This window comes from Pseudoalteromonas sp. NSLLW218, assembly GCF_015864775.1.
GTDB lineage: Bacteria > Pseudomonadota > Gammaproteobacteria > Enterobacterales > Alteromonadaceae > Pseudoalteromonas.
In genome coordinates this window covers 150769-163970 of record NZ_JADYWO010000010.1, presented here as the reverse complement: position 1 = coordinate 163970, position 13202 = coordinate 150769, and the positions used below count along the sequence as shown (strand labels likewise).

The following is a 13202-nucleotide window of genomic DNA, read 5'->3' as shown; positions in this document are numbered from 1 at the left end:
GTTTTACCGTGGTCAACGTGGCCGATTGTACCAACGTTTACGTGCGGTTTTACGCGTTCAAACTTTTCTTTTGCCATCTTAAAAAATTCCTAATAAAGAAATTAAAGCCTGACTCACTATTGAGCCAGACAAGCTAAAATTATATAACAGCGCGAGCTGAAATTATTGTATCTGCAACATTTTTAGATGCTTCAGCGTACTTCACAAACTCCATAGAGTATGAGGCACGGCCCTGTGTTGCAGATCGTAAAGCAGTCGCATAACCAAACATTTCAGAAAGAGGAACTTGCGCATTAATTTGCTTAAGTCCACCTAATGCATCTTCCATGCCTTCGATTATGCCGCGGCGACGGTTTAAGTCGCCAACTACATCACCCATATTTGAATCAGGAGTGAGTACTTCAACCTTCATTACTGGCTCTAAAAGTACAGGGTCAGCTTTACGCGCCCCATCTCTCATTGCCAGTGAACCTGCTATTTTAAATGCCATTTCATTCGAATCTACATCATGGAATGAACCATCATATAAAGTCGCTTTAACGCCAAGTAATGGGTAGCCTGCAAGTACACCTTGAGACATTTGCTCTTGGATACCTTTGTCTACCGCAGGAACGAACTCTTTAGGAACAGAACCACCTACGGTTTCGTTAACGAACTCGTAGATTGGTGACTCATCATCCGTAATGTCCATCGGTTCAAGTTTAAGCCAAACGTGACCATATTGACCACGACCACCTGACTGACGTATAAACTTCCCTTCAACCTTAACAGTTGAACGAATAGCTTCTCGGTATGAGACCTGCGGCTTACCAACGTTACATTCAACACTGAATTCACGTTTCATACGGTCGACGATGATATCTAGGTGAAGCTCACCCATGCCAGAGATTATAACCTGGCCTGATTCTTCGTCAGTTTGTACGCGAAAAGAAGGGTCTTCAGCAGCTAGTTTACCTAGCGCGATACCCATCTTATCTTGGTCAGCTATAGTGCGAGGCTCAACCGCAATAGAGATTACTGGTTCAGGGAATTCCATACGCTCAAGCGTAATAATAGAATTCGGATCACACAGTGTTTCACCTGTTGTTACGTCTTTAAGACCAATAGCTGCCGCGATGTCGCCTGCGAAAACTTCTTTGATCTCTTCACGAGAGTTTGAATGCATCTGTACGATACGGCCAAGTCGCTCACGCTTACTTTTTACTGGATTATATACCGTGTCACCCTGTTTAACAGTACCAGAGTAAACACGGAAAAAGGTCAAGGTCCCAACAAACGGGTCTGTTGCAATCTTAAAAGCGAGTGCAGCAAACGGCGCTTTATCATTAGCCGGACGTTCTTCCTCAGTACCATTTTCTAGAATACCTTGGATTTGTTTCACTTGCTCTGGTGACGGCATATACTCAACAACGCCATCAAGCACAGCTTGAACGCCTTTGTTTTTAAATGCGCTCCCACAAGTAACTGGAACAATCTCATTCGCTAATGTTCGTTGGCGTAAAGCATTTTTAATTTCTGCTTCACTTAACTCTTCACCTTCTAAGTATTTATCCATTAGTTCTTCTGTTGCTTCGGCAGCGCTTTCAACTAAGTGAGAGCGCCATTCTTCAGCTAATTCCAGAAGTTCTGCCGGTATTGCCTCATAAGAGAAAGTCATACCCTGGTCCGCTTCGTTCCAGTTAATCACTTTCATTTTTATAAGGTCAATAACACCTTTAAAGTCGTCCTCAGCGCCTACAGGCAACTGAATTGGAACAGGCGTTGCTCCAAGACGAGATTTCACCTGGCTAACCACAGCTAAGAAGTCAGCGCCCGTGCGATCCATTTTATTTACGAAGATCATTCTCGGAACTTCGTATTTGTTCGCTTGACGCCAAACTGTTTCAGTTTGCGGCTGTACACCAGATGAAGCACAAAGAACAACTACCGCACCATCAAGTACACGTAAAGAACGCTCTACTTCAATAGTGAAATCTACGTGTCCTGGAGTATCAATAATATTGATACGATGGGCGTCAAATTGAGCGTCCATCCCTTTCCAAAAACACGTTGTTGCAGCAGAAGTGATTGTGATACCACGCTCTTGTTCCTGCTCCATCCAATCCATAGTTGCAGCGCCATCATGTACTTCACCGATCTTATGAGAAAGACCTGTGTAGAACAGAACACGTTCTGTTGTGGTGGTTTTGCCTGCATCTACGTGAGCAACAATACCTATATTACGATAGCGCTCAAGTGGAGTTGTACGTGCCATATGATCCTCTTAAAGGTTAAAGACAGATTACCAACGGTAATGAGCGAATGCTTTATTCGCTTCAGCCATACGGTGAACGTCTTCACGTTTCTTAACCGCAGTGCCTTTATTATCAGAAGCGTCAACGATTTCTTGAGCTAAACGTAAGCCCATAGATTTTTCGCCACGCTTACGTGCAGCGTCTACTAACCAACGCATACCTAATGCGTTACGACGAACTGGACGTACTTCAACTGGTACTTGATAAGTTGAACCACCAACACGGCGAGATTTAACTTCTACCTGTGGGCGAATGTTATCAAGTGCAGTTTCAAAGATTTCTAGGTGCGACTTGCCTGATTTCTCAGCAGCCACGTCTAGCGCACCATAAACAATTTTTTCAGCAGTAGATTTCTTGCCGTCTAACATCACGATGTTAACGAATTTAGCAAGAAGTTCCGATCCGAACTTAGGATCTGGAAGAATTTTACGTTGACCGATTACGCGTCTTCTAGGCATTTTGTATCTCCGGTTTATTCAGGTTTGCTCTTTCGAGTCAATCACCCAAAACAATAATTATAAATATTTAGTGCTTGGCCTTACTAACGGAAAACAATTAGCCTTTAGGGCGTTTTGCACCGTATTTAGAACGAGCTTGACGACGATCGCTAACGCCTGCACAGTCAAGTGCACCACGAACAGTGTGAAAACGCACACCTGGTAAATCTTTAACACGACCACCACGGATTAGGATTACACTATGCTCTTGAAGGTTATGACCTTCACCGCCAATGTATGAAGTTACTTCGAAACCGTTAGTTAAACGTACACGTGCTACTTTACGTAACGCCGAGTTAGGTTTCTTAGGTGTAGTTGTATATACGCGAGTACATACACCGCGCTTTTGCGGACACGCTTTTAGTGCAGCTGAGTTACTTTTCGTAACCTTGCTACGGCGTGGCTTACGCACTAGCTGGTTAATAGTTGCCATTTAAATAGCTCCTGAAATTAAAATTACTACTGAAAAAAATAAAAAATCCGCCCTTTATTTACGAGCCTGCATTGAGCACACAAGTAAATGGGTGGCGGAATTTTAATGAGCAAAGTTTAACCTGTCAACCTAAACTAACCGTAAGACAGCATATAACTGCCTCACGATCACTTAATCTATTGATTAAGAACAGTTTATTGATTTCCAGACAAATCAGCATTTAGAGCGTCTGTAAGTGCTTGAGTTGCCTCTTCTGCACTTACTGTTTGCTCTTCTACTACTACTTTGCTTTGTTTACGGCGAGCCATACGTTCTTGATGATACGCAAAACCGGTACCGGCTGGGATCAAACGACCCACAATTACGTTTTCTTTCAGACCGCGAAGCTCATCGCTCTTACCATTCACTGCCGCATCTGTAAGAACACGTGTTGTCTCTTGGAAAGACGCTGCAGAGATGAAAGATTCTGTTGCTAGTGATGCTTTTGTGATACCCATTAACTGGATTTCAAACTTAGCTGGTATCTTACCTTGTTTTTCAAGGTCACGGTTTGCGATATTAACGCGCGCCACTTCGATTTGTTCACCGGCTAAGAAGTCAGTATCACCACCGTGTATGATGGTACATTTACGAATCATCTGACGGATAATTGTTTCAATGTGCTTGTCATTGATCTTAACGCCTTGCAAACGGTAAACCTCTTGCACTTCGTTAACGATGTAGTTAGCAACATGAGTCACACCACGTAGGCGTAAGATGTCATGCGGCGATTCAGGACCATCGGCGATAACTTCACCTTTAGACACTTGCTCACCTTCAAACACGTTAAGTTGACGCCACTTAGGAATCATTTCTTCGTAATGATCGCCTTCTGCTGGAGTAATAACTAAACGCTTCTTACCTTTGGTCTCTTTACCGAAGCTAATAGTACCAGTTACTTCAGCTAATATAGCTGGTTCTTTTGGCTTACGAGCTTCAAATAAGTCGGCTACGCGTGGTAGACCACCCGTGATATCACGAGTTTTCGAACCTTCTTGCGGAATACGTGCTAACACGTCACCTGGGTTTGCTGTAACGCCGTCAATAACTTCAATCGTCGTGAATGAAGGAAGACGTGTTTCTTGCAGACCGCGCTCTTCATTTTCAATGATAAGCTTTGGTTCTTTCGTATTTACTTTAGCAAGATCTTTAACAACTATACGGGTTAAACCGGTTAGTTCATCAGTCTGCGTTTCTGTATTTGAATCATCGATATCGCTAAACGATACTTTTGATTTATGCTCAAGAACGATTGGGTGACTATGCGGGTCCCAAGTAGCAACGATGTCGTTACCTTGAACTTCAGCATTATCTTGCACTGTTAATACCGCACCGTAAGGTACTTTATAACGCTCTTTTTCACGACCATAGCTATCAATGATAGTGATCTCAGTAGAACGTGAGGTAATAACAATCTTACCATCTGTATTTAATACATATTTAGCGTTGTGCAGTTTTAATGTACCGTTAGTTTTAACTTGTACGTTGTTTTCTGCTGACGCTCTTGATGCTGCACCACCGATGTGGAATGTACGCATCGTAAGCTGTGTACCCGGCTCACCGATTGACTGCGCCGCGATAACACCGACTGATTCACCCGCGTTAATGATATGACCACGTGCAAGGTCACGACCATAACACTTAGCACATACACCAAAGTCGTTATCACATGTGATAACAGAACGTACGCGAACTTCATCCACTGAGTGCTCTTCTAAAAGATCACACAGTTTTTCATCAAGCATGATATTACGTTCAACAAGTACTGTATTAGTACCTGGAATTACAATATCTTCAGCAACAACACGACCTAGAACACGTTCACGAAGTGCTTCTACAACATCACCACCTTCAATAAGCGGTTTCATTGTTAAGCCATCTTCTGTGCCACAGTCATCTTCATTGATTACCAAATCTTGTGCAACGTCTACTAGACGACGCGTTAGGTAACCCGAGTTAGCTGTTTTAAGTGCTGTATCGGCAAGACCTTTACGCGCACCATGCGTTGAGATGAAGTACTGAAGTACGTTTAGACCTTCACGGAAGTTAGCTGTGATTGGCGTCTCGATGATTGAACCATCTGGACGTGCCATTAGACCACGCATACCCGCCAACTGACGAATCTGTGCAGCACTACCACGAGCACCTGAGTCGGCCATCATAAACACTGAGTTAAATGACGGTTGCTCTACTTCTTCACCTTTAGCATTAATAACTGTGTCTTTCGACAAGTTAGACATCATTTCACGTGATAAGTTTTCGTTTACACGTGACCAGATATCGATAACTTTATTGTACTTTTCACCAGCCGTTACAAGACCTGATTGGAATTGTTGGTTGATTTCAGTAACTTCAGCTTCAGCTGATTCAATTATCTGTGCTTTAACCGGTGGGATAACTAAGTCATCAATACCGATAGAAACACCTGACTTCATTGCGTAATGGAAACCGGTGTACATAACTTGGTCAGCAAAGATAACTGTATCTTTAAGACCTAGACGACGGTAACACTCATTCAATAAGCCAGAAATCTGCTTTTTACCTAGCGGCTGGTTGATTGACGCAAACGGCATGCCTTTAGGTAAAATTAGAGACAAAATTGCACGACCAACAGTTGTATCGATAACAGTGATAGTATCTTCTACTACGCCGTCTTCGTTTTTAACTGATTGGCTAATACGTACTTTCACAATAGCGTGAAGGTCTGCATTGCCACTACGGTATGCTTTTTCTGCTTCTTTTGGATCTTTAAATATCGCGCCTTCGCCTTTAGCGTTAATGCGGTCACGAGTCATGTAATAAAGACCCAATACAACATCCTGTGAAGGAACGATGATTGGCTCACCATTCGCAGGAGATAGAATGTTGTTTGTTGACATCATCAATGCACGAGCTTCAAGCTGCGCTTCGATTGTTAACGGTACGTGTACCGCCATTTGGTCACCATCGAAATCGGCGTTGTAAGCCGCACATACTAATGGATGCAAATGAATCGCTTTACCTTCGATAAGCACAGGCTCAAACGCTTGGATACCCAAACGGTGAAGTGTTGGTGCACGGTTAAGTAATACTGGATGTTCACGAATTACTTCGTCAAGTACATCCCATACTTCCGGAACTTCACGTTCAACCATCTTCTTAGCTGCTTTGATTGTCGTAGCCATGCCGCGACGCTCTAATTTGCCATAGATGAATGGTTTAAATAGCTCTAGTGCCATCTTCTTAGGAAGACCACATTGGTGAAGCTTAAGTGTAGGACCAACTGTGATTACAGAACGGCCTGAATAATCTACACGCTTACCAAGTAAGTTCTGACGGAAACGACCTTGCTTACCCTTGATCATATCAGCAAGAGATTTAAGAGGACGCTTGTTAGAACCTGTAATTGCACGACCACGACGACCGTTATCAAGTAGCGCATCTACCGCTTCTTGTAACATACGTTTTTCGTTACGTACAATAATGTCTGGTGCTGCTAAATCTAGTAGACGCTTAAGACGGTTATTACGGTTAATAACACGGCGGTAAAGGTCGTTTAGATCAGATGTCGCAAAACGACCACCGTCTAATGGTACTAATGGGCGTAGATCTGGTGGCAATACTGGAAGTACTGTCATGATCATCCACTCAGGGTTATTACCTGATTGGTGGAACGATTCCATTAACTTAAGACGTTTAGTGATTTTTTTACGCTTAGTTTCAGAGTTAATTGTTGGTAACTCTTCACGCATCTCAGCAATTAATTGAGCAAGATCGAGTTCACGAAGCAAGTCTAAAACTGCTTCAGCACCCATCTTCGCTTCAAACTCATCACCATGCTCTTCTAGTGAATCTAAGTATTCTTCTTCACCTAATAGCTGACCACGCTCAAGCGTTGTCATACCAGGCTCAGTTACTACGAATGATTCGAAGTAAAGAACACGTTCAATATCACGAAGCGTCATATCTAGCATTAAGCCAATACGTGACGGTAATGATTTTAAAAACCATATATGTGCAACTGGGCTCGCAAGGTCGATATGACCCATACGATCGCGTCGCACTTTAGTGAGTGTTACTTCAACGCCACACTTTTCACAGATCACACCACGGTGTTTAAGGCGTTTATATTTACCACATAAACACTCATAATCTTTCACTGGGCCGAAAATACGGGCACAGAATAAGCCATCGCGCTCAGGCTTGAAAGTACGGTAGTTAATAGTCTCAGGTTTCTTTACTTCACCGTATGACCATGAACGAACCATGTCTGGTGAAGCAAGACCAATGCGAATTGCATCGAATTCTTCGGTCTTATTTTGTTGCTTCAGAAACTTAAGTAAGTCTTTCACCTTAGCTCTCCTGTCGGAGTTAATCTTGAGGACGGATAGTCTCGTCCCTACATTCTATTCAGCCGTAACAGATGCTGCAGCGTTAACTGCAGCATCTAATTGGCTTAATTTTCTTCCAACTCGATGTTGATACCCAGTGAGCGGATTTCTTTCAACAATACGTTGAACGATTCTGGCATACCTGGTTCCATTTTATGGTTACCATCAACGATGTTTTTATACATCTTAGTACGACCGTTCACGTCATCCGATTTCACTGTTAGCATTTCTTGTAGAGTGTAAGCAGCACCGTAAGCTTCAAGTGCCCATACTTCCATCTCACCAAAACGCTGGCCACCGAACTGTGCTTTACCACCCAGCGGCTGCTGAGTAACAAGGCTGTAAGAACCAGTAGAACGTGCATGCATCTTATCGTCAACCAAGTGGTTAAGTTTAAGCATGTACATGTAACCAACAGTTACTTGACGTTCAAACTGATCACCAGTACGGCCATCATAAAGTGTAACCTGACCACTACGAGGATAGCCCGCAAGCTCAAGCATGTCTTTGATTTCGTTTTCTTTCGCGCCATCAAATGCAGGAGTAGCTATTGGTAAACCACCTTTTAAGTTTTCAGCTAGACGACGAATTTCGTCATCAGTGAAGCTAGCAATGTCTACAACTTGGCGAGATTCACCAATTTCGTAAGCTTGCTTGATGAATTCACGTAGCTCATGAAGCTCACGTTGTTCTTTCATCATCTCTTCAATACGTTCACCGATACCACGTGCAGCAAGACCCATATGTGTTTCAAGGATCTGACCGATGTTCATACGCGATGGTACACCTAGTGGATTCAATACGATATCTACCGTACGACCTTTGTCATCGTAAGGCATATCTTCTACTGGTACGATAGTCGAGATAACACCTTTGTTACCGTGACGACCCGCCATTTTATCACCCGGTTGGATACGACGTTTAACAGCTAGGTATACTTTAACAATCTTAAGTACGCCTGGTGCTAGGTCATCACCTTGGGTAATTTTACGACGTTTGTTTTCAAACTTCTTATCGTATTCAGCTTTAAGTTCATCGTACTGTGCAGCTAGTTGCTCAAGCTCAGCTTGCTTGTCTTCTTCAGCAAGGCTTTGCGTAAGTACTTTTTCAGCATTTAGAGATGCAAGTTTATCTTCATCAAAACCAGCAGCTATAAGTAGCTTACGTGCACGGTCTAAAACGCCTGCTTCTAAAATACGGAACTCTTCGTTGAAGTCTTTCTTCGCTTCGCGAAGCTGCATGTCTTCAACTTCTAACGCGCGTTTATCTTTTTCAACACCATCACGGGTGAAAACTTGCACGTCAATTACGGTACCAGTTACAGAATTTGGTACACGTAAAGAGCTGTCTTTAACGTCAGACGCTTTTTCGCCGAAGATAGCACGCAGTAGCTTCTCTTCAGGTGTAAGCTGTGTCTCGCCTTTAGGAGTCACTTTACCTACTAGGATATCGCCGCCTTTAACTTCAGCACCAATATATACAACGCCTGATTCATCAAGCTTGCCTAGCGCAGACTCACCCACATTCGGGATATCTGCAGTGATCTCTTCTGGACCTAATTTAGTATCACGGGCAACACACTGTAGTTCTTGAATATGGATAGTCGTTAGACGATCTTCTTCAACTACGCGCTCTGATAACAAGATTGAATCTTCGAAGTTGTAACCGTTCCATGGCATGAATGCCACGCGAAGGTTTTGACCAAGGGCTAAGTCACCTAAGTCAGTCGAAGGACCATCTGCTAACACGTCACCACGAGTAACCGGTTCGCCAACCATACAAGTTGGCTTTTGGTTAATACATGTATTTTGGTTTGAACGTGTGTATTTGGTTAAGTTGTAGATGTCGATGCCCGCTTCACCAGGAATGCGTTCTTCTTCATGTACATTTACAACGATGCGACTTGCGTCAGCATACATTACTTCACCACCACGTTTAGCAACGATAGTTACACCAGAATCTTTCGCTAGTGTTAACTCAATACCAGTACCTACTAACGGCTTATCCGCTTTCAATGTTGGTACTGCTTGACGTTGCATGTTTGAACCCATCAATGCACGGTTAGCATCATCGTGTTCTAGGAACGGGATAAGTGCTGCCGCTACAGAGATCACCTGTTGTGGTGATACATCCATATACTGCTGGTCCATGCGACCCATAAAGGTAGATTCACCTTTGTGACGACATGGGATAAGTTCATCAACAAACTCATTGGTTTCAGTTAAGTTTGAGTTCGCCTGTGCAATAACAAACTGACCTTCTTCAATGGCTGATAAATAATCAACTTCATCAGTTACAACACCGTCTACCACTTTGCGGTAAGGTGTTTCTAAGAAACCGTAGTCATTTGTACGTGCGTACGTAGACAACGAGTTAATTAGACCGATGTTTGGACCCTCAGGAGTCTCGATTGGACATACGCGACCATAGTGAGTTACGTGAACGTCACGTACTTCAAAGCCTGCGCGTTCACGAGTTAGACCGCCCGGACCTAATGCAGAGATACGACGTTTATGCGTAACTTCTGATAGTGGGTTATTTTGGTCCATAAACTGTGATAACTGAGACGAGCCGAAGAACTCTTTAACAGCTGCCGAAATAGGCTTAGCGTTAATAAGATCTTGTGGCATTATCGCGTCAAGGTCACCTAAGCTTAAACGCTCACGTACAGCACGTTCAACACGTACTAGACCAACACGGAATTGGTTCTCAGCCATTTCGCCAACACTACGTATACGACGGTTGCCTAAGTGGTCGATATCATCAACATCGCCTTGACCGTTACGAATAGCAATTAATACTTTCATAACAGACACGATGTCTTCTTTGCTTAATGTGCCAGGGCCTGTGTCTGTATCGTAACCAACACGGCTATTGAACTTCATACGACCTACAGTAGATAAGTCGTAACGTTCTTCAGAGAAGAACAAGTTCTGGAATAAGGCTTCAGCCGCGTCTTTCGTCGGTGGCTCGCCTGGGCGCATCATGCGATAAATTTCTACTAGTGCTTCTAAACGGCTGCTTGCAGAGTCAATGTTCAAAGTATTTGACATGTAAGCACCGCTGTCCACTTCATTGATATATAACGTATCAATTTTAGTGTAACCAGCTTTAACCAATTCAGCCATTAGCTCTAGAGTTAGCTCGTCATTTGCATTTGCAATAACTTCACCAGTTGACTCATCAACATAGTTTTTAGCTACAATACGGCCAATGATGTACTCATGTGGTACTTCTAATTGCTTAATGCCTTTCTTCTCGATGCTCTTGATGTGGCGAGCCGTAACACGACGACCGCTTTCAACAAATACTTCACCGTCTTCGCTCTTGATATCAAAAGCGGCAGTTTCACCACGTAAACGCGAAGGTACAAGTTCCATAAGAACTTTACCGTTCGTTACTTCAAACGTAGTGTTATCGAAGAACATATCTAGGATTTGTTCGCTAGAATACTCTAGTGCACGTAGGATGATAGACGCCGGTAATTTACGACGGCGGTCAATACGTACATATAAGTTATCTTTTGCATCAAATTCGAAGTCTAACCATGAACCACGGTAAGGTATAACGCGTGCGTTATATAATACTTTACCCGATGAATGGGTTTTACCGCGGTCGTTATCAAAGAATACACCAGGGCTACGGTGTAGCTGAGAAACGATAACACGCTCTGTACCATTGATTACAAAAGTACCGGTATCTGTCATGAGCGGAATTTCGCCCATGTAAACTTCTTGCTCTTTAATGTCTTTAACTGTGCCTGGTGCTTCTTTGTCCATAACAACAAGACGCAGTTTCACGCGAAGTGGAGCAGAATAAGTCACACCGCGAATTTGACATTCTTTTACATCGAAAACTGGCTCACCAATACGATAACTTACGTATTGAAGCTCAGAATTTCCCGAGTAGCTTTTAATAGGGAACACAGAACGGAAGGCAGCTTCCAAACCATGATCGCCATCAGCGTCCGGCACTAAGAATTTTTTAAACGATTCTAACTGTGTAGACAGTAAAAAAGGTATATCCAAAACTTGTGGACGTTTACCAAAATCCTTACGGATACGTTTCTTTTCAGAATAAGAGTAAGCCATGGGGTTCCTCAGCTTGCTGATCTTTGACCCGACCTGTTCTTGTAAGAACAGACTTAACTGGCAGCTATGCCAAGATTTTACAACATTTAACTGTTGTTCTAATTAGATCTCACTTTAACACTAGCAAACTATAAAGCGTTGAAAGTAAAGAAAAAATCAGATTTTATTTGAACTAAAAGAGTGCATCACTCTATAGCGCAAAAAGGCCGGTGATTAAATAATCACCAGCCCTTGCCTGATTTCTCAGGCAGCGAACTTAGCAAAAGCTAAATTACTTAACCTCAACTTCAGCACCAGCTTCAGTAAGATCTTTTGCAAGTGCTTCAGCTTCTTCTTTAGATACACCTTCTTTAACAGGTGTAGGAGCAGCTTCAACAAGAGCTTTCGCTTCTTTAAGGCCAAGGCCAGTTGCGCTACGAACAGCTTTGATTGCAGAAACCTTGTTAGCGCCAGCGCCAGTAAGGATTACGTCAAATTCTGTTTTCTCTTCAGCAGCTTCAGCAGCTGGACCAGCTACCATTGCAGCTGCAGCAGTTACGCCGAATTTTTCTTCCATTGCTTCGATAAGAGCAACAACGTCCATTACTGACATTTCAGCAATTGCGTCAAGGATTTGGTCTTTAGATACAGACATTACAAATTTCCTAATAATTAACGGACATTACGTCCAAATAAATTTTACACCGAAAGTGAGATTAAACAGCTTAAAATTAAGCAGCTTGCTCTTCTTTCTGTACACGTACTGCTTCAATTGTTTTACACAATTTGCCAGCAGACGCTTCTTTCATAGCACTCATTAAGCGTGCAACAGCTTCGTCGTATGTAGGTAATGTAGCAAGCATTGCTGCATCAACAACATTTCCTTCAAAAGCGGCCGTTTTAAGCTCGAATTTCTCATTCTTTTTCGCGAAATCTGAAAAGATACGCGCAGCAGCACCTGGGTGCTCTGATGAGAAAGCGATTAAGCTTGGACCAACAAATGAATCAGAAAGACACTCAAAATCTGTTCCTTCAAGAGCACGTTTTGCTAAAGTGTTACGGACAACTTTCATCCAAACACCATTTGCACGAGCTTCTTTACGAAGGGCAGTGATTGCGCCAACTGTTACACCACGAGAATCTGCAACAACTGCAGATAGAGCACCATTGGCTGCTTCGTTGACTTCAGCAACTATTGCTTTTTTGCCTTGAAGATTTAAAGCCATGGGTGTTACTCCTGGTTTAATGGGGATACCGATTATCGGATTCCCCTGTTCTACTCTTCCCTACCAAACAAGGTAGAGATGCTTTTTACGGCGAGAGCCAGAAGGATTAGGAAAAATCTATCTGGGGTCTACACCGTCTACGTAGGTGAATATTAAGGCCTAAGCCACCTACGGTCTTGGACGGAAGCCCAATTTATCGCTTTGCCAAAGGCTTAGCGAAATTATGGACTTCAACCCGAATTCTTTACTTTGCCAATTAATAAATTAATCAAC

Annotated in this window: 7 protein-coding genes and 1 pseudogene; all 8 read right to left on the bottom strand. The window is 43.0% G+C overall.

Features of this window, described 5'->3' with window-relative positions; genetic code table 11:
* Positions 1 to 77, bottom strand: a pseudogene (locus I6E80_RS16145) (elongation factor Tu); the annotation flags it as partial.
* Positions 78 to 139: 62 nt separating this feature from the next.
* Positions 140 to 2254: an elongation factor G gene (gene fusA, locus I6E80_RS16140; protein ID WP_024600089.1), complete on the bottom strand. Its 2115-nt coding sequence runs from the start codon at positions 2252 to 2254 to the stop codon at positions 140 to 142.
* Positions 2255 to 2281: 27 nt separating this feature from the next.
* Positions 2282 to 2752 carry a 30S ribosomal protein S7 gene (rpsG, locus tag I6E80_RS16135; RefSeq protein WP_010555004.1) on the bottom strand — a complete coding sequence of 157 codons (471 nt, stop codon included), beginning with the start codon at positions 2750 to 2752 and terminating at the stop codon, positions 2282 to 2284.
* A 97-nt stretch (positions 2753 to 2849) separates the two neighbouring features.
* Positions 2850 to 3224: a 30S ribosomal protein S12 gene (gene rpsL, locus I6E80_RS16130; RefSeq protein ID WP_002958885.1), complete on the bottom strand. Its 375-nt coding sequence runs from the start codon at positions 3222 to 3224 to the stop codon at positions 2850 to 2852.
* Positions 3225 to 3418: 194 nt separating this feature from the next.
* Positions 3419 to 7594, bottom strand: coding sequence for a DNA-directed RNA polymerase subunit beta' (gene rpoC / locus I6E80_RS16125; protein ID WP_024600088.1), 4176 nt, complete (start codon positions 7592 to 7594; stop codon positions 3419 to 3421).
* 104 nt (positions 7595 to 7698) lie between these two features.
* Positions 7699 to 11724: a DNA-directed RNA polymerase subunit beta gene (gene rpoB / locus I6E80_RS16120; protein WP_024600087.1), complete on the bottom strand. Its 4026-nt coding sequence runs from the start codon at positions 11722 to 11724 to the stop codon at positions 7699 to 7701.
* 271 nt (positions 11725 to 11995) lie between these two features.
* Complete coding sequence (gene rplL, locus I6E80_RS16115; RefSeq protein ID WP_002958882.1) at positions 11996 to 12358, bottom strand: 50S ribosomal protein L7/L12; 363 nt, start codon at positions 12356 to 12358, stop codon at positions 11996 to 11998.
* Between the two features lie 76 nt (positions 12359 to 12434).
* Entirely contained in the window at positions 12435 to 12929 is a 495-nt protein-coding gene (gene rplJ / locus I6E80_RS16110; RefSeq protein WP_002958881.1) for a 50S ribosomal protein L10, read from the bottom strand.
* Positions 12930 to 13202: the final 273 nt, after the last annotated feature.